General features: G+C 64.2%; 19 protein-coding genes and 1 pseudogene. 12 read left to right on the top strand and 8 right to left on the bottom strand.

Going from position 1 to position 16,615, the window contains the following annotated elements; all coding sequences use genetic code 11:
• Nucleotides 1-11: 11 nt before the first annotated feature.
• From AC0L3S_RS24655 to AC0L3S_RS24625, 7 genes are all read left to right on the top strand, one after another.
• Nucleotides 12-311, top strand: coding sequence for a hypothetical protein (locus AC0L3S_RS24655; RefSeq protein ID WP_473281842.1), 300 nt, complete (start codon nt 12-14; stop codon nt 309-311).
• Nucleotides 308-541 (top strand): hypothetical protein, encoded by a 234-nt coding sequence (locus tag AC0L3S_RS24650; protein WP_007601418.1) that lies wholly within the window; start codon nt 308-310, stop codon nt 539-541. Before AC0L3S_RS24655 ends, AC0L3S_RS24650 begins: the two co-directional genes overlap by 4 nt.
• Nucleotides 542-710: 169 nt before the next feature.
• Entirely contained in the window at nt 711-878 is a 168-nt protein-coding gene (locus AC0L3S_RS24645; protein WP_473281840.1) for a hypothetical protein, read from the top strand.
• A 59-nt stretch (nt 879-937) separates the two neighbouring features.
• Nucleotides 938-1,345 carry a hypothetical protein gene (locus tag AC0L3S_RS24640; protein WP_473264925.1) on the top strand — a complete coding sequence of 136 codons (408 nt, stop codon included), beginning with the start codon at nt 938-940 and terminating at the stop codon, nt 1,343-1,345.
• A 724-nt stretch (nt 1,346-2,069) separates the two neighbouring features.
• Complete coding sequence (locus AC0L3S_RS24635; protein WP_473281838.1) at nt 2,070-3,533, top strand: GH1 family beta-glucosidase; 1,464 nt, start codon at nt 2,070-2,072, stop codon at nt 3,531-3,533.
• A gap of 149 nt (nt 3,534-3,682) precedes the next feature.
• A complete protein-coding gene (locus tag AC0L3S_RS24630; RefSeq protein ID WP_473281836.1) occupies nt 3,683-4,915 on the top strand; it encodes an acetyl-CoA C-acetyltransferase in 1,233 nt (410 codons plus the stop codon).
• Between the two features lie 281 nt (nt 4,916-5,196).
• Nucleotides 5,197-5,499 carry an HU family DNA-binding protein gene (locus AC0L3S_RS24625; protein ID WP_007601427.1) on the top strand — a complete coding sequence of 101 codons (303 nt, stop codon included), beginning with the start codon at nt 5,197-5,199 and terminating at the stop codon, nt 5,497-5,499.
• 70 nt (nt 5,500-5,569) lie between these two features.
• Here the strand turns inward: AC0L3S_RS24625 and AC0L3S_RS24620 are convergent, their stop codons facing one another.
• From AC0L3S_RS24620 to AC0L3S_RS24590, 7 genes are all read right to left on the bottom strand, one after another.
• Nucleotides 5,570-5,734, bottom strand: coding sequence for a hypothetical protein (locus tag AC0L3S_RS24620; protein WP_473281834.1), 165 nt, complete (start codon nt 5,732-5,734; stop codon nt 5,570-5,572).
• On the bottom strand, nt 5,731-8,148 hold the full coding sequence (gene lon / locus AC0L3S_RS24615; RefSeq protein WP_473281832.1) for an endopeptidase La: 2,418 nt from the start codon (nt 8,146-8,148) through the stop codon (nt 5,731-5,733). Before lon ends, AC0L3S_RS24620 begins: the two co-directional genes overlap by 4 nt.
• An 8-nt stretch (nt 8,149-8,156) precedes the next feature.
• Complete coding sequence (locus AC0L3S_RS24610) at nt 8,157-8,540, bottom strand: Hsp20/alpha crystallin family protein (RefSeq protein ID WP_007601432.1); 384 nt, start codon at nt 8,538-8,540, stop codon at nt 8,157-8,159.
• Nucleotides 8,541-8,694: 154 nt separating this feature from the next.
• A complete protein-coding gene (locus AC0L3S_RS24605) occupies nt 8,695-9,261 on the bottom strand; it encodes a YciE/YciF ferroxidase family protein (RefSeq protein WP_007612902.1) in 567 nt (188 codons plus the stop codon).
• Between the two features lie 103 nt (nt 9,262-9,364).
• Nucleotides 9,365-9,571: a hypothetical protein gene (locus AC0L3S_RS24600; RefSeq protein ID WP_027519345.1), complete on the bottom strand. Its 207-nt coding sequence runs from the start codon at nt 9,569-9,571 to the stop codon at nt 9,365-9,367.
• Nucleotides 9,572-9,663: 92 nt separating this feature from the next.
• Nucleotides 9,664-10,851, bottom strand: coding sequence for a carboxylate-amine ligase (locus AC0L3S_RS24595; protein ID WP_473281830.1), 1,188 nt, complete (start codon nt 10,849-10,851; stop codon nt 9,664-9,666).
• A gap of 3 nt (nt 10,852-10,854) precedes the next feature.
• Nucleotides 10,855-11,802, bottom strand: coding sequence for a gamma-glutamyl-gamma-aminobutyrate hydrolase family protein (locus AC0L3S_RS24590; protein ID WP_473281828.1), 948 nt, complete (start codon nt 11,800-11,802; stop codon nt 10,855-10,857).
• Between the two features lie 157 nt (nt 11,803-11,959).
• On the opposite strand from AC0L3S_RS24590, the pseudogene AC0L3S_RS24585 reads away from it, so the two are divergent.
• From AC0L3S_RS24585 to AC0L3S_RS24575, 3 genes and pseudogenes are all read left to right on the top strand, one after another.
• A pseudogene (locus AC0L3S_RS24585) lies at nt 11,960-12,586 on the top strand (MarC family protein).
• 158 nt (nt 12,587-12,744) lie between these two features.
• Nucleotides 12,745-13,398 carry an L-fuculose-phosphate aldolase gene (locus AC0L3S_RS24580; RefSeq protein ID WP_473264918.1) on the top strand — a complete coding sequence of 218 codons (654 nt, stop codon included), beginning with the start codon at nt 12,745-12,747 and terminating at the stop codon, nt 13,396-13,398.
• 12 nt (nt 13,399-13,410) lie between these two features.
• Complete coding sequence (locus AC0L3S_RS24575; protein WP_473264917.1) at nt 13,411-15,198, top strand: chloride channel protein; 1,788 nt, start codon at nt 13,411-13,413, stop codon at nt 15,196-15,198.
• Nucleotides 15,199-15,249: 51 nt separating this feature from the next.
• On the opposite strand, the gene AC0L3S_RS24570 is transcribed toward AC0L3S_RS24575, so the two are convergent.
• Nucleotides 15,250-15,507, bottom strand: coding sequence for a DUF2798 domain-containing protein (locus AC0L3S_RS24570; protein ID WP_473281826.1), 258 nt, complete (start codon nt 15,505-15,507; stop codon nt 15,250-15,252).
• Between the two features lie 47 nt (nt 15,508-15,554).
• Here AC0L3S_RS24570 and AC0L3S_RS24565 point away from each other — a divergent pair, with 47 nt between their 5' ends.
• Nucleotides 15,555-15,803, top strand: a complete 249-nt coding sequence (locus AC0L3S_RS24565; protein ID WP_473281824.1) for a hypothetical protein — start codon at nt 15,555-15,557, stop codon at nt 15,801-15,803.
• Nucleotides 15,796-16,185: a hypothetical protein gene (locus AC0L3S_RS24560; protein WP_473281822.1), complete on the top strand. Its 390-nt coding sequence runs from the start codon at nt 15,796-15,798 to the stop codon at nt 16,183-16,185. Before AC0L3S_RS24565 ends, AC0L3S_RS24560 begins: the two co-directional genes overlap by 8 nt.
• Nucleotides 16,186-16,615: the final 430 nt, after the last annotated feature.

The following is a 16,615-nucleotide window of genomic DNA, read 5'->3' as shown; positions in this document are numbered from 1 at the left end:
GGGAGCGAGCCATGGACAACCGCATTAACGAAATCCGCAGGATCATCAGGGCGTTGCGCGTCAGCATGCGCGAAGCCGAGGCCATCATGCATGAGCAGATCAACAGGGACGAGGACTGCAGCTTCGTCGCAGGCGAAGTCATGAAGATGCGCACGGTGATGAGCGGGCTCGTTCAGGAGCGGGCCGCGCTCGGAGATTCCGACCCGATCGTCGTCGCCAGCCTCTTCGTTCCCCGCCGTCGGCCGATGCCGTCGCGCGTCGGTGTCGAGAAGCGCCGTCTTGTTCCGCCGCGAGAGATGGCACGAGCATGAAGGGGGAGAGGCCGACCTACTTCTCCGACATGCAGGAGCCGCCGGAATTTCTGAAGGCGCTCCATCATGCGCGGCGCCTGTCCTGCCTCGAGGGCTGGTGCCGCATGCACATCGAGGCCATCCAGGTCGCGATCGACCAGTACGCGGAGGCGGCTCTCGGCAACCGGGAGTTCTTCCTCAACAAGCCGCACAGCATCGGTGAGAACCGGAGAAGCGGTGACGTGCCGTAACAGCGGCGCATGTCGGCGTATCGACCTTTCGAAACCTCCGATGATCCCGCGCGCCGGCGAAGCTTGGCGTCGCGCTGTTTTTACCGATCGGAAACCATAGCGAATGATCCTAAAATTGTAACGAAACGACTTGGCTGTCTCGGCGTCGATCTGTCGGAGGGCCCGTCCGATGACAGAGCACCAGTTGAGAGAGCAGGAATTCCAGATCGCGCGTTACCGGCGGTTGGAGCGCGAAGTGACCGATCCACTTGCCGCGTGTCTGCTTCACAGCATCATTGAAGACCTGGAAGCCGAGCTGCGCAGGGATAGCCCCGATTGGCATGGGCCGCGCGAGTAACGCTTTGTTAGCGCTGATCGTGTCGATGATGCGCGAGGGAATACCGGGAGACTGCTCCCATGTTGAAGGACGGCACCTACGCCGCCTGGTACAAGACGCCCCTCGATCAGGGGACCGGGATCGTCCATATCGCAGACGGACAGATCTGGGGCTGCGACAGCCTGATGACCTATCACGGCTCTTGCAAGGTCGACGGCGATCGCTTCACCGCCACCGTGTCGACGAAGCGCCATACCGACGGACGCGCAACGGTGTTCGGTGTCGACGATGAGCTCACGCTGGACATCGAGGGAAACTGCCCGGGCAAGGTCGCGACCTACACGGCGACGGCAGCGCAAGCGCCGGGAATGATCCTTCAGGGTACGCTGATCCTAACGGAACAGCAGGCGCCCGCGCCAGAACGAACCCGGCAGATACCGCCGTTCAATCCCGACAAGCTGCCAAAATTGCCGAAGCGCTCGCGCTGAGCGAGGGAGCCGCCGTCATCGAGCAGTTCACTGCGAATACGAAAGCTGATCTTCCGTCACGACTCGCTCGATTTTCTCCGACTTACACTTGATGCGATATCGGAGACGTCCATCGGCCTCGATGGGCATATGCTGGACGATCGTGTAAATCATCGGTGGCTCAGTTGCGGCGCGTCCTTGTGGGCCTTGGGGCTGGTGGCGAACGTCTTCATTCAGCTTGTAGGCATACGACATAGATCTACCTCGAATTCACAGTGGCTCTGGCGTGGGGCCGGTCGTTGTATCCCTGACAGGGCAGGCGCTTGCTCAGCGGAAGAGGTTACCACAGTCTCATGCGGTCAAACCGCGTCCTAAGTCAGTGGTTCTCTTGCTTGACCGGTGCAGACAGACAATCGCCCAGAGCGGAGCGGCGATGGTGCACCATACGCCATATTTGCGAACTTTGGTCCTAATTTCCGAGCGGTTTACGGCATTCTGTAAGCATGCGGGCGCGTCTGGGGGGAACCGACAGCTTCCTCGCCGGATTGGGCTGGTAATTCGAACGACGGTGGGGCTGGTATTTCGGCTTTGGGATAAGCTTGGCTGACGATCGCCGTGGCCCCTTTCGGACAACTTTGTTCGCATTCGGCAATTCTGCATCCTCAGCCTTCCGCTCGCCCGCTTCTCAAACGACCGGCGATTCGCCATGGTGCCGCCGCCAGAGCATCACCCCGGAGCACTATCAATGTCGGACAAGGTCTCGCGTCGCCAGTTCGCCACGCTGGCGGGATTGTCCGCAGCCGGCATCGCCAATCCTCTCGGAGGGGCGGACGCCAAGCCCGCATCGCCGCCACGGAGCGGGGACGGCTTTCCGGCGGGCTTCGTCTGGGGCACCGCGACCTCGTCCTATCAGGTCGAGGGCGCGGTCAACGAGGACGGGCGAGGGGCCTCGATCTGGGACAAGTTCGTCCGCATCCCCGGCAAGATCGAGGATGGCTCGACCGGCGACCGCGCCAACGAGCACTATCACCGCTACAAGGAGGACATTGCGCTCATCAGGGAACTCGGCTGCAAGGCCTATCGCTTCTCGGTGGCCTGGCCGCGGCTGTTTCCGGACGGCGACGGCAAACCCAACCCGAAGGGGCTCGACTTCTACAACCGCCTGGTCGACGAACTCCTCAAGAACGGCATCGAGCCGTGGCTGACGCTTTATCATTGGGACCTGCCGCAATCGCTCCAGGACCGGTTTGGCGGCTGGCGCTCGACGGAGACCTGCAAGATCTTCGGTGATTACGCGGCCTATGTCGCCGGGCACCTGACCGATCGCGTCAAGAACGTGTTCACACTGAACGAGAGCGGTCGCTTCGTCCATTTCGGCTACGGCATCGGCATCGACGCGCCCGGCGTGACGCTGCCACAAGCCGAGGTCAACCAGATCAGGCACAACAGCGCGCTCGCGCACGGGCTCGCGGTACAGGCGGTGCGCGCCCATGGCCGCCGCGGCACCAGGGTGGGGCCGGCCGAGAACATCGACGCCTGCGCGCCCGCGATCGACACGCCCGAGAACGTCCGTGCTGCCGAGATCGCGCTGCGCGAGATGAACGCCGGCTATCTCAACGTCATCATGACGGGCCAGTACACCGACGCCTTCCTGAAGTTCGCGGGGCGCGACGCGCCGAAATATACCGATGCGGAGCTGAAGATCATCTCCTCACCGGTCGATTTCCTCGGCCTCAACATCTACGCGCCGCAGAACTACGTGGTGGCCTCCGACAAGGGCGCGGGCTTCATGCCGCTGCCGATCCCGAAATCGTTCCCGCACATGAATTCGGACTGGCTGCGCGTCGGCCCCGAGACGATCTACTGGGTGCCGAAGCTGGCGGCGAAGATCTGGAAGACGGACGCGATCTATATCAGCGAGAACGGCACCTCCGGCGAAGACGTTGTGACGCCCGACGGCAAGATCTACGATACCGATCGCATCATGTATTTGCGCAACTACCTCGCCCAGCTCCAGCGCGCCACCGCGGAAGGCGTGCCGGTGCGCGGCTATTTCCTCTGGAGCCTGAGGGACAACTTCGAATGGGTGTTCGGGCTTAACAAGCGCTTTGGGCTCTACCACGTCAATTTCGACACCCAGGTGCGCACGCCGAAACTCAGCGCCAGCTTCTATCGCAACGTGATCGCGAAGAACGCGGCGGGGGTGTGATTGCTCTCCCTCTCCCTGTTCTTGCGGAGGCGCGACGAGCTTGGCTTGCGCTGAGAGGGTGGGGTGAGGCGGTTCCGCCAGCGCGCATTGACTCCCTTCGCACCTTGATTCAAAACGCCTCCAACAATTCAAAATAGAGGATAACGCCAATGACCGATGCACTCATCATTGATGCCTGCCGGACCCCACGGGGCGTCGGCAAGGTCGGCAAGGGCGCGCTCTCGGGCATTCATCCGCAGCAGCTGGGAGCAACCGTGCTGCGCGCGCTCGCGACGCGCACCGGCATCGACACCGCTGACGTTGACGACATCATCTGGGGCTGCAGCGCGCAGGTCGCAACGCAAGGCGGCGATCTCGGCCGCATGTCGGCGCTCGATGCCGGCTACGACGTGCGCGCGAGTGCCGTGACGCTCGACCGTTTCTGTGGCTCCGGCATCACCAGCGTCAACATGGCCGCAAGCTCGATCATGGCGGGCGCGGAAGATCTCGTCGTCGCCGGCGGCTGCGAGATGATGTCGATGGAAGGACGCCGCGGCGGCGGCCCGATGATGATGGACAACGGCAATCTGCGCCTGCGTGCGCGGCATCCGCAGTCGCATCAGGGCGTCTGCGCCGACGCGATCGCAACGCTGGAAGGCATCACGCGAAGGGACGTCGACGCGCTCGGCCTCGAAAGCCAGAAGCGTGCCGCGCATGCGATTGAGAACGGCCACTTCAAGAAGAGCCTTGTGCCGGTGCATCGCGAGGACGGCAGCCTCGCGCTCGACCATGAAGAATATCCGCGGCCGCAGACCACGATGGAAGGGCTGAGCGCGTTGAAGCCTGCATTCCCGGCGGTTGCCGACCATGCGCTCGACGACAAGGGCACGACCTATCGCGGCCTGATCCTGCAGAAGTACCCCGACCTCGAGATCGACTTCATGCACCACGCCGGCAACTCGTCCGGCGTGGTCGACGGCGCGGCTGCGATCCTTCTGGCGTCGCCGGCTTATGCCAAGGCGCATGGCCTGAAGCCGCGCGCCCGCGTGGTCGCGATGGCCAACATGGGGGACTCGCCGACCTTGATGCTGAACGCGCCGGTGCCGGCGACGCGCAAGGTGCTGGCCAAGGCGGGGCTGACCATCGACGACATCGACCTGTTCGAGATCAACGAGGCCTTTGCCGTGGTTGCGGAAAAATACATCCGCGACCTCAAGCTCGACCGCGCCAGGGTCAACGTCAATGGCGGCTCGATCGCACTCGGCCATCCCATCGGCGCCACCGGCTCGATCCTGATCGGCACCGTGCTCGACGAGCTCGAACGGCGCGACTTGAAGCGCGGTCTCGTCACCATGTGCGCGGCCGGCGGCATGGCCCCGGCCGTCATCATCGAGCGCGTCTAGTCTTATTTTCCAGGGTGAATCGCGACCGGCCTTTCACAAAGAGGCCGGTCGTCGCTTGTCGAAAGCATCGAATCAGCTTTAGCAAGGCTGCGTGCGGGCCTTTGAAACAAGGTAAAATCCGCTGCCTGAGGCTTCTCCCGCTCCGGAAGTGGCTAAAAAGCAGGGTTTTTTGCCACAGAGGGCCAAAAAAGCCCGTAAAACCCCGACAAAACTGTGCAGAAGGCTATAGGCCTTCACCGGTTGGTCTAATATGCAGCCGTCAACGAATCAGAGGAGACACGATGGCCACCCAAATGTCGAAATCGCAGCTGATCGAAAAGATCGCGACCACCACCGAGCTTTCCAAGCGTGACGTCAAGAGCGTCATGGAGACGCTGACCGACGTCGGTCACAAGGAGCTCAAGAAGAACGGCCTGTTCCTGGTGCCGGGCTTCGCCAAGTTCGTGGTCATCAAGAAGCCCGCGACCAAGGCGCGCAAGGGCACCAACCCGTTCACGGGTGAAGAGATGATGTTCAAGGCCAAGCCGGCCCGGAAGATCGTCCGCGCCCGCCCGGTCAAGGCTGCCAAGGACGCAGTGGGCTAACAACGCGAAGGCCCCCTCGACCGAGGGGGCCTTTTGTTTGGGGCTGCCGCGAGGACTTGAGACGGAGGGCTCAACCCTTGCGGCGCTTCGCGCGGACCGGGATCGGCTGAAGCCGCGGTCCTGATGCCGCCAGCGCATCGCGAAACCCGTCGATGGCGCGATCGAGCAACTGGCGCAGCCGTTGCGCCTTCCGCGATCGCTTCGCTCTTTCCAGCAGTTTTTTCGTCGCATTCACTCCGCCGCTTCGACCTTGGCCTCGATCTTGTCCTCGACCTTGGCCTCGGCCGGCTCGAGCGCCGCGGCGATGGCCTCGTCGACGCGCTCCAGCCAGATGAATTCGAGGTTGTCCCGCGCGCTCTTCGGGATGTCGTCGTAGTCCCGCTTGTTGCGCGCCGGCAGCATCACCCGCTTCAGGCCCGCGGCCGCAGCCGCCACCACCTTCTCCTTGATGCCGCCGACCGGCAGCACCAGACCGCGGAGCGAGATCTCGCCGGTCATGGCGGTGTCGCTGCGCACCGTGCGATTGGTGAGCAGGGACGTCAGCGCCGTGAACATTGCGACGCCCGCGCTCGGCCCGTCCTTCGGGGTTGCGCCCGCCGGGACGTGAACGTGGATGTCGCTCTTTTCGAACAGCTGCGGATCGATGCCGAGCTGCGTGGCCTTGCTCTTCACCAGGGTCATCGCAGCCTGCACGCTCTCGCGCATGACCTCGCCGAGCTGGCCGGTCAGGATCATGCCGCCCCGGCCTGATACGCGCGAGGCCTCGATGAACAGGATGTCGCCGCCGACCGGCGTCCAGGCCAGGCCGGTGGCCACGCCCGGGATGCTGGTGCGTTGCGCGATCTCGCCCTCGAACCGCGGCTGGCCGAGCACGGTGCCGATATCCTTCGGCGTCACCACGACCCTTACGGCGGTGCCTTCGGCCACCTGCACGGCAGCATGGCGGAACAGCTTTCCGATCTCGCGCTCGAGGTTACGCACGCCGGCTTCCCGGGTGTAGCCCTTGACCACCAGCTTCAGCGCCTCCGGCTCGATCTCGGCTTGCTCCGGCGTCAAGCCATTGGCCTCGAGCTGCCGCCGCACCAGATAGCGCTTCGCGATCTCAAGCTTCTCTTCCTCGGTGTAGCCGGCGAGGCTGATCAGCTCCATGCGATCCAGCAGCGGACCCGGGATCTGGTCCAGCATGTTGGCGGTCGCGATGAACACCACGCGCGACAGGTCGAAGGGCACGCCCAGGTAATTATCCCGGAACGTTCCGTTCTGCTCGGGGTCAAGCACTTCCAGCATCGCGGCGGAAGGATCGCCCTGCACGCCGCGACCCATCTTGTCGATCTCGTCCAGCATCATGACGCAGTTCCGCGTGCCGGCCTTCTTGATGCCCTGGATGATGTTGCCGGGCAGCGCGCCGATATAGGTGCGCCGGTGGCCGCGGATCTCGGCCTCGTCATGCACGCCGCCGAGGCTGACGCGCACGAAGGGACGATCCATCGCGCGTGCGATGGATTGGCCGAGCGAGGTCTTGCCGACGCCGGGCGGTCCGACGAAGCACAGGATCGGCGCCTTGCCCTGCGGCGCCAGCTTGCGCACCGCCAGATATTCGATGATCCGGCTCTTGATCTTCTCCAGGCCGAAGTGATCGGCGTCGAGGATGCGGCGCGCTTCCTTGATGTCGATCGGCTTCTCCGCGGGCAGCGCCCACGGCAGCTCGATCAGCCAGTCCAGGTAAGTGCGGACCATGCCGGCTTCGCCAGCGGCCTCCGGCATGCGCTCGTAACGGCGCAGCTCCTTCTTCGCATGCGCGTCCGCCTCGGGCGGCATGTTGGCCTTGGCAATGGCAGCGGTCAGCTCGGCGACCTCGGCCGCTTTGCCGTCACCTTCGCCGAGCTGGCGCTGGATGGTCGCCATCTGCTCGCGCAGGATCGCTTCGCGCTGCCGCTCGTCGAAGCTGGCGCGGGTCTGCTGGCCGATCTCGTTGCTGATGCGCAGCACCTCCAGCCGTTCGGCCAGATGCTTCGACACCTTCTCGACACGCAGAGCAAGGTCGATGGTCTCCAGCACCTCCTGCTTGTCCTGCGGCTTGATGTCCATGAACGAGGTCGCCAGGTCCGCCAGCGCGCCGGGGGCGGTGGTGCCCTGGAACATCGCGATCAGCTCCGGCGGCGCCTGCGGCAGCAGCTCGATCGCCTCGATGGCCTGGCGCTGCAGGTTCAGCCCGCGGGCCTCAATCTCGGGCGTGCTCGTGGTCGGCTCCGGAATCTGCTGGATCCGCGCGGCCGGGAACGGCGTCCCCGGCAGGAGGTCGAGGATGCGCGCGCGCTGCACGCCCTGGCAGACAATGTGATGGGTCCCGTCGGGCGCGGTGATGTAGCGCACGATGTTGGCGATGGTCGCGACCCGATAGAGGTCGTCCGGGCCGGGCTCCTCGGTCTCGGGGCTGCGTTGCAGGACGATGCCGACCGGCCGCTGCTCGCGCAGCGCCTGTTGCGCGGCGGCGACCGATTTCGGCCGCGCGATTGCGATCGGCGCGATGGCGCCGGGGAATAGCACCATCTCGCGCACGGGAATGATGATCAGCGCGTCTTCGGGAATCTTCACGTCGGAATTGCTCTGGGGATTGGTCGGTGCGGTATTCATTGGTTCGGTGGCCATGATCGACCTCAGGATTTGGCGAGGCGCAGCGCGACGCAGCCGTCCATCACGAAGCGGCTGATAGCGTAGCGGCCAACGGGCAATGCAATGCGGCGCTCAAAACGCCCCTGCGGCAGTTCGAGCCGGTGAATGCGGGCGTTGCGAAGCTCCGGCGGAAGGGTGCGCTGGCCGGAGATGACGAGCACGCCGTCATGGATGACAGTCTCGACATTGTCGGGATTGACGCCGGGAAGCGCGACCAGGATCAGGAGCTCATGCTCGGTTTCGAGCACGTCGATGGGAGGCTCCCAGCAGGCTTCCTGGCGGCCAAACTGCTGGCGCAGCCGTTCGGCGCGGGTCAGCGAGTCCAGGGCTTCGGACAGCATCCAGTCGAGGGGATTTTTGGGTTGCATGATGCGGGCTCGGCGGTGGGGAACGCTGAATATGGGGCCGGTTCCCGAGAATTCCAGCCCGGCGGCGCGGAGGTGCCATGCGGATCGTGCGATCCGAAAACACATGCGCCGCGGCCTTCCGGCCGCGGCGTTTTATCGTCACGCCACGTGTGGCTCAGGCCGCTTGGCGGTATTCCTCTTCCGCCTCGAGGTTGATGACGGAGGTGGCGAGCTCGGTCAGGGTGTGATCGGTCGCCTCTTCCTCGTCCAGCGTCGCCTGCAGCAGCCTTGCGGCGTCCTGCATGCCGAGCTCCTCGGCCCAGGTGCGCAGCGTCCCGTAGCGGGAGATTTCGTAATGCTCGACCGCCTGCGCGGCTGCGAGCAGGCCGGCGTCGAGCGCAGGAGCGTTCTTGAACTCCTTCATGATCTCGGCGCCTTCGTCGGTGATGCCGTTGATCGCCTCGCAAGGCTTGCCGCGAGCCGGCTTGCCGAGCATCTTGAAGATCTGGTCCAGACGTTTGACCTGGCCCTGGGTCTCGCGCAGATGTTTGTTGAAAGCCGCCGCGAGCTCCTTCGAGTTGGCAGCCTTGGCCATCTTGGGCAAGGTCTTGATGATCTTGTTCTCGGCGAAATAGATGTCCTTGAGCGTTTCCAGGAATAGGTCGCTCAACATCTTTGGCGCCTGACGGGCGCGGCCCGTCGACGATTTCTTGGTTGTGCGCTTCTTCGCTTTCTTGGCCATAAATCCTCCTGTCGAGGTGAACGGGAAGGCCCCGCCTTCCTCTATCCTCGGGCGATCAAGACTCTGCGCGGCCAAAGGTTCCCAATCTGCAACGCAGTGTGGATTAACCCGGACGCTTGTACGGATCGTCCTGGCGCTGTCGCGCTTCCGTCGCGCGGTCGAGGCGCGCGCGCTCGCTGCGACGGAGGTGACCGGCCTTCATGACGCCGTAGACGAGAGCGCCGCCGAGCACGAACGCGCCGATGAACCAGAGCCAAAGCATCTGGGTCGAGGCGTGGCCCAGCAACATGCTAACTCCGCTGTCGCTCATAGATGATCTCCACCATGTCCCTTGCGGTCATGGTCTGCTAAGTCGGACGGCGGAAGGTCGTTCCTCAACCAGCCCTCGTCGCATCCGACGCCTCACACTGGATTGGCGACAGGCTGCCGCACCGCTGTCCCTTTCGGCTCGCCCGCCTGCGCGGTGAAGTCGCCGGCCTCGGTCGAGGTCCGCAGCCATTTCGTCACGTCGCCGATCGCGTCCCGGGGCGATCGGCCGAATTTCCTCAAGCCCCGGAAATATTCCAGTTGAAGATGGGCCGACGTGCCGCGCTTGGGGATGGTCTTGAGATGCTGGATATCGTCCTCGATGCGAAGATGCGCGATGTCGGGCGCCAGCATGGCGATCACCGTCTCGAGCCAGGTCCTGAACGAGATCGGCTCGAACGAAACCAGATCGATATACGTCCCGTCGGTTCCGTAGCGCTGGGCACGCCAGCGGTTCTCCTCGATCAATGCGCGGTGCACGGCCGAATAGGTGGCGTTCAGATCCGGATGGTGCACGGCGTGCCTGACCAGCGCGCGAAACAGCGCCGCGATCGCCACCGAGTCGGCAATTGCCGTGCAGCAATCGGTGATGCGCAGCTCCAGGGTGGGATGTTGGAGCGAAGGCCGGAGCGCCCACCACACATAGGTGGCATTGGGGACGATGCCTGCATCGACCAGGGTTCTCACATAGGTCTCATATTCTGCGAGGTTGCGAAACATCTCGGGAAAGCCGGTCCGGGGCAGGGCGTCGTGTGCGGCATTGCGGTAGCCGAGCAATCCGGTGGGGTAGCCGCACCAGAACGGCGACGAGGTCGACAGCGCCAGCAGCAGCGGCAGGAACGGGACGAGGCGGTGCATGATCTCGACCCGGTGGTCCGGCTCGGGCACCTCGACGTGGACGTGCAGCCCGCTGATCGGATTGCCCAGGCCGACCATCCCGAGGTCGTTGATGACCTTGCTGTAGCGGCGCTTGCGCGTCATGCGCTGTTGCTGGGGTTGAGCCAACGGATGCGTCCCCGCCGCGACGATGCCGACCTCGTGGTCCTTGCCGACCTCGGCCAGAACCGCGCGGTAGTGTGCAAGCTCGGCGATGGCATCGGCTGAAGTCGCCAATGGCGGCGTCGCCACTTCGATCTGCGATTGCAGGATCTCGGTGGTCAGCCGCTCCCCGAGGCGTTTCTGGGCCGCTGCCATATAGGGTTTGGGCAGCTCGGACTTCGGTGCCGCCGATTGGCGGTTGACCAGAAAGTATTCCTCCTCGATGCCGAAGCGGTAACGGTGCATGACCTACGCTGCCCCTTGCGCCTTCGCATGCTGGCGAACCGCGTCTCCGAAGGCAGAGAGAATGCGGGCCGACGCATGGTCGGAGCTCGCCCAATAATCCGGATGAAAGATCGTGCCGAGCGCAAAAGCGCTCGCGTCTTCAACGCTGACGGCCTCGACCGAGCCGTCTTCGGCCACGGCCTCCGCCACCAGACCCGGTGCCAGATCGGCGATCAGGAAGCTGTGCAGCGAATTGACCGTGATGGCATCTGCGCCGCAGATCTGTTGCAAGACGCCACTCTTGCGCAGCGTCACTTTTTGCCGCAGCCGATAGCGGGCATCCTCATTGTCCGCCTCGGGCGTGCCGTGGCGTTTGTCCTCCGGCAAACCGTCCGGCTCCTTCACCAGCGTGCCGCCAAAGGCGACGTTGAGCTCCTGGATTCCGCGGCAGACGAACAGGGCGGGAATGCCGCGCGCTAGCGCGCGCGGAATCAGGCGAAGCGCGACCTCGTCGCGGAATTCATCAAACGGACCGTCGTGCGGTTCGTCGGCTGTTTGTCCGTAGCGGAAAGGATGGACGTTGGTCTGTCCACCGCCGATGAAGAGGCCGTGGAGGCCGTCGAGATACTCATCGACATCTGCTTCGGGAGCCGCGGGCAGGACCCGCGGCACCGCGCCAGCGACGAGGCCGACGGCGTTGACGCAGACCAAGGCGACGGAGGCAAGCTGCTCGCCGCGTGCAACGATGGAATCCGAGAGGATGCCGACCTGCGGCGCGTCGCTGCGGGCTTGCCACTGGCCTCGGGATGCGGTGAGCCGCCACTGCTGAAGGCCGTAGGCGACTGCGTCCGCGGCGCTGCCGAATTGGTGAATGGCGGCCTTGAGTTCTCTGACGTTTGTCCCTAATCGAAGCGCCCAGCGGCTGCAGGAAATGGGATCGTGCGGATCAATTCTGGAACGGGGCTCGTGCAATTGTCTCGGCTGCTTCTGTTCGTGTGTTGATGCCGAGTGCAACGGCAATCCTGCGGAATGGTTGCTTCGCGATTGAGCTGGTTGATCTTTTTGACCCGACCCTGAACTAACTTTTGTTATTGCGACGTGCTTGGTCCGTCGGACCGGAAGAGGCGCCATGATTGATTTCTCCCTGTCCGCCTTCGTCACGTTGCTGCTGGTGGTCGATCCCGTTGGTCTCGTGCCAGCCTTCCTCGCCGCGACCGGAGGCATGCCCGACGGGACCAAACGCACCATCGCGCTACGCGCGCCGCTGATTGCGGCGTCGGTCCTGGTGGTGATCGCCCTGATCTGAAACTGGCTGCTGCGCCAGCTCGGGATCGGCATCCCCGCCTTCCAGATCGCCGGCGGGCTGCTGCTGTTCGGCGTGTCCTATCAGATGATCTTCGGCGACCGTCCGCATCGCGAGGCCCGCGAGGCCGACAAGGCAAGCTCCGAGCATGCCTCCGACGTCGCGGTATTCCCGCTGGCGATCCCGATGATGGCCGGTCCCGGCGCGATCGCGACCACGCTGCTCCTGACGGGCGATGCCGGTTACGGGCCGAGGCTCGCGATCATCATCGCGGTCGTGCTCTGCGTGTGCCTGCTCTGCATGCTCTGCTTTGTCTCCGCGAACATGATCGCGCGGAGCCTTGGGCGCACCGGCAACGCCGTCCTGTCGCGCGTGCTCGGCATGCTGCTCGCGGCCTATTCGGTGCAGTTCGTGATCAACGGGATCGCGGCGGTCCGGGCGAGCTTGCCGTAGAGCTGCGACAATCTGTTAATCCGTTGATTTTCATGTTTATTTCATGATGCCATGAGGGGGCTGGCGGGATCGCGCGCGATCCGGTCCGCTTTCTCTTGCGCTGCCATATTGCTTGACGTACTCCCCGTCTGACAGGCGCCCATCGTCAGGAAATCGAGATGTCGATGACAGCGGACGAGCTCGACAAGAGACAGGCCATCATCGGCGCCTGCCGCCGCATGAATGCGCTCGGCATCAACCAGGGCACCTCGGGCAATATCAGCGTCCGGCATGTGGACGGGCTTCTGGTCACCCCGACGAGCGTGCCCTACGACGCCATGACGCCGGACCAGATCGTGTTCATGACGATGAACGGCTCGCACGCGCCCGATCAGAAGCCGTCCAGCGAGTGGCGCTTCCACCTCGACATCCTGAAGGCCCGGCCAGACGTCAACGCTGTCGTCCACGCCCATCCGACCTATTGCACCATCCTGGCGATCATGGGCCTGGAGATCCCGCCCGTGCACTACATGATCGCAGCCGCCGGCGGCGACAGCATCCGCTGCGCGCCCTATGCCACCTTCGGAACCGCCGAGCTGTCCGAGCATGCCGTTCGGGCGCTGGAGGGCCGGCTTGCCTGCCTGCTCGACCATCACGGCATGATCGCGATCGGCAAGTCGTTGGACAAGGCGATGTGGCTCGCCGTCGAGGTCGAGACGCTCGCGCGGCAATATCACGGCTGTCTCCAGATCGGAGAGCCGCCGCTGCTGTCGAGTGCCGAGATCGAGCGGGTCCGCCAGCGCATGTCCGGTTACGGCATGTCGGAAGGGTAGGGCGGACACAAAGTGTTCCTGCGGATCAGACATCTCGCCGACCGCAAGGGGACGAACCGCGTCATGGTTCGGCTGCGGGCGCTGCTGCGCAGCAACGAATTTTATCTGATCCCGCTGGCGCTGGTGATCGGCACGCTCGCCGGCGCCATCGTGACGCTGATGGCCGAGATTGCGCAGATTGCGCATATGGTGATCTACGGCATTCCCATCGACGTGCGTCTGTCCGCCAATACCAGCGTCAGTCCCTGGGCCGCGCTGATCGCGCCCGCGCTGGGCGGATTGGCCCTCGGTATCATGGAGTGGTGGCGGCGACGGCTCAAGCTCTCCAGCGCGGTCGATCCGATCGAGGCGAACGCGCTGCGTGGCGGCAATCTGTCGATGCGCGACAGCGTGGTGGTGTCGAGCCAGACGCTGATCTCGAACGGCTGCGGCGCCTCCGTCGGCCTCGAGGCCGGCTATACCCAGATCGGCTCGGGCATCGCCTCGCTGCTCGGCAAGTTCTTCAATCTGCGCCGCAACGATCTGCGCCTGATCGTCGGCTGCGGCGCCGCCGCGGCGATCGCAGCCGCCTTCGGTGCACCGATCACCGGGGCCTTCTACGCCTGCGAGCTGATCGTCGGCGTCTATTCGGTCGGCAGCGCCGCGCCGATCCTCGCCGCCTCGCTCGCGGGTGCACTGACCGCGCAATGGCTCGGCGGCGCGCCATACTCGCTCGAAATACCCAAGGTCAGCGCCGTCGGCGTCGAGCAATATCTGGCGCTGATCGGGCTCGCGCTCGTCACCAGCGGCGTCGGCATCGCCGTGATGCGCTCGTCCTCGATGTTCGAGCGCCTGTTCAAATGGCTGCCGGTCTGGCTGCGCCCGGCGATCGGCGGCCTCATCGTCGGCTGCTTTGCGATTGTCACGCCGCAGGTGTTGGCGGCCGGCCACGGCGCGATGGTGCTCGATCTCTTTCACGACATGACGATCGGCCTGATCGCGCTGATCATCGCCTTGAAGGTGACGGCCTGCCTGATCTCGCTCGCCTCCGGCTTCCGCGGCGGGCTGTTCTTTGCGTCGCTGTTCGTCGGCAGCCTGATCGGAAAGTTCTTTTCCGCGGTGCTGCTCTTGATCAGCCCGAACTTCGTGATCGATCCGCTGGTCGCGATGCTGACGGGCATGGCGACGCTCGGCGTCGCCATCGTCGGCGGTCCCTTGACCATGTCGTTCCTCGTGCTCGAGATGACCCGCAACGTCGACGTCACCGCCGTGGTGCTCGCCGGCTGCATCGTCACCTCGATCTGCGTCCGCTTCATGTTCGGACACTCCTTCTCCACCTGGCGCTTGCATCTGCGCGGCGAGACCATTCGCAGCGCCAACGACGTCGGCTGGCTGCGCAACCTCACCGTCGAGCGGCTGATGCGCTCCGATGTCGGCAAGGTGCCGTCGACCACGACGATCGCCGCGGTCCGCCGTGAATTCGCGCTGGGCTCGCGGCCCGGGATCGTCATCGTCAACAATGCGGACGAATATGTCGGCCTCGTCCTGCTGCCGGACCTGTTCTCCGGCGATCTCGACACCATCGCCGACGAGATCCAGGTGATCGAGCTCGCGCGCCTGACCGAGATCGTGCTGATTCCGGAAATGAACGTGAAGTCGGCAATGGCGGTGTTCGACGAGGCGGAGGCCGAGATGCTGGCGGTGGTCGATTCCACCGACAGCCGCAAGGTGGTCGGCTTCCTCACCGAGACCTTCGCCCGCCGCCGCTATGTCGAGGAGATCGACAAGGCGACGCGCGGCGTACTCGGCGCGCTGTCGTAAAGGTCGCGCGGAAGCGGGACAGCGTGCGTCATGCGCCGCCGTCCGCACCTGCTATCGGCCCGCTTGGAAGGGAGCCGCAACGACGCTCGCCACGATCCGGCGGACCAGCGGCAGCACCATCAGCAGCGTCGGAAACGCGACGATCCATGACAGCGCCCAGGCGCCCGGCCAGGTCGCGAGAAACGCCGGCGTTGCGCCGAGGCTTCGAAGCGTGGAAATGACCGACACCACGGCCGTCATGAGGGCGGATAGCACGAATGGCATCACGATCGGCGCATAGCGCGCCGGCAGTTTGCGAACCGCAATCATCTGGTTTCTCTTTGGAATAGGACGCGTCAGTCACGGTGAACCCAAAAATGGCATCGATCCCGACGGCGTCGGTTGATGCGTTGGTTCACGTAAAACGCTTACGGCGACCGAAAAATGGTGCGTCTGTTCATTATCCGCTCATGTTGGATGGTTCAAGCTGGATCTGGTCGTTCGGCTTACAATCGTTCAAAGCGTGGCAGATTGCCGCGATCCCGAAACCATTTCAGTGGTTTGCGCATTTAGTCTTGTTTGATTGTGTCGCTTTGAGCGAGAACAGGGAAGGTCAAGATGAATAAGGGACCGATGATTTCTGCAGCCGGCCGTAACGTTGCGTTGGCAGCTTTCGCAAGTCTTGTTCTGATTGCGGCCTCTATCACGCCTTCGGCTGCCAACTCGCCCGCGCCCACCAAGGCCGCTGCCGCGAGCCCGGCCGCTCCGGCTGCCACCGATTTCAGCGCGGCTCGCCGCCATCGCTATTATCGTCGAGGCCCGAACGCTGCAGGCCTCGCCTTCATGGGCGTGGCGGCAGGTCTGATCGGCGGCGCGATCGCAGAGAGCAGGCGCCAGGAGTACTACGAGGACCGCTATAATTACGGCCCCGGTCCTTACTACGGCGGCCAGGGATATTACGGCGGCGGTCCCTACTATGGTCCGCGTGGCTATTATCGGCCGTATTAGGCGCCTGTCCTCGCCGCAGTCTCGTTTCGCGCCAAGATAGCGCCAAGGGGCGGTGTTTTGCACCGCCCCTTGTTGCGTCTGCGCGACGTCTCATTGCCCGGCCTGTGTCGCGGGCGCGTCAATCCCCTCCGGGAAAAATATTCCACTTTACCGAAATTCGGAAACGGCGTATGTGTCGGTCATCCCGGCTCATCCTTGAGGGGCGATCTTGTGGTCGTCACGTTCGCGAGCCGGGCTTGCGGTGGACGCGGCAGCGTTCGGGTGCGAGAGGCGTGGGGCAGGGCGGATTGCTCTCCGTGAGCCCAAGGCTTCGTTCCGACGAGCGGCGCTGTCAGGCTTCGTCTCGTCTGTAAGTTTCCGGCTCCGTCGACAGGGCTGGAAAAACTGCGGCGAAATGGCGGGCCGTGCGTACGGCAAAACCGTGTGGTCC

Source organism: Bradyrhizobium sp. Ken01, assembly GCF_055807355.1.
Note: the sequence above shows the minus strand (reverse complement) of the source record. Positions and strands in the feature narration are given on the sequence as shown.

Excerpts from the sequence above, each read along its gene's own strand:
- AC0L3S_RS24655 (WP_473281842.1), top strand. The coding sequence starts at position 12 with ATGGACAACCGCATTAACGAAATCCGCAGGATCATCAGGGCGTTGCGC.
- AC0L3S_RS24650 (WP_007601418.1), top strand. The coding sequence starts at position 308 with ATGAAGGGGGAGAGGCCGACCTACTTCTCCGACATGCAGGAGCCGCCG.
- AC0L3S_RS24645 (WP_473281840.1), top strand. The coding sequence starts at position 711 with ATGACAGAGCACCAGTTGAGAGAGCAGGAATTCCAGATCGCGCGTTAC.
- AC0L3S_RS24640 (WP_473264925.1), top strand. The coding sequence starts at position 938 with ATGTTGAAGGACGGCACCTACGCCGCCTGGTACAAGACGCCCCTCGAT.
- AC0L3S_RS24635 (WP_473281838.1), top strand. The coding sequence starts at position 2,070 with ATGTCGGACAAGGTCTCGCGTCGCCAGTTCGCCACGCTGGCGGGATTG.
- AC0L3S_RS24630 (WP_473281836.1), top strand. The coding sequence starts at position 3,683 with ATGACCGATGCACTCATCATTGATGCCTGCCGGACCCCACGGGGCGTC.
- AC0L3S_RS24625 (WP_007601427.1), top strand. The coding sequence starts at position 5,197 with ATGGCCACCCAAATGTCGAAATCGCAGCTGATCGAAAAGATCGCGACC.
- lon (WP_473281832.1), bottom strand. The coding sequence starts at position 8,148 with ATGGCCACCGAACCAATGAATACCGCACCGACCAATCCCCAGAGCAAT.
- AC0L3S_RS24610 (WP_007601432.1), bottom strand. The coding sequence starts at position 8,540 with ATGCAACCCAAAAATCCCCTCGACTGGATGCTGTCCGAAGCCCTGGAC.
- AC0L3S_RS24605 (WP_007612902.1), bottom strand. The coding sequence starts at position 9,261 with ATGGCCAAGAAAGCGAAGAAGCGCACAACCAAGAAATCGTCGACGGGC.
- AC0L3S_RS24600 (WP_027519345.1), bottom strand. The coding sequence starts at position 9,571 with ATGAGCGACAGCGGAGTTAGCATGTTGCTGGGCCACGCCTCGACCCAG.
- AC0L3S_RS24595 (WP_473281830.1), bottom strand. The coding sequence starts at position 10,851 with ATGCACCGTTACCGCTTCGGCATCGAGGAGGAATACTTTCTGGTCAAC.
- AC0L3S_RS24580 (WP_473264918.1), top strand. The coding sequence starts at position 12,745 with ATGTCGATGACAGCGGACGAGCTCGACAAGAGACAGGCCATCATCGGC.
- AC0L3S_RS24570 (WP_473281826.1), bottom strand. The coding sequence starts at position 15,507 with ATGATTGCGGTTCGCAAACTGCCGGCGCGCTATGCGCCGATCGTGATG.
- AC0L3S_RS24565 (WP_473281824.1), top strand. The coding sequence starts at position 15,555 with ATGGCATCGATCCCGACGGCGTCGGTTGATGCGTTGGTTCACGTAAAA.
- AC0L3S_RS24560 (WP_473281822.1), top strand. The coding sequence starts at position 15,796 with ATGAATAAGGGACCGATGATTTCTGCAGCCGGCCGTAACGTTGCGTTG.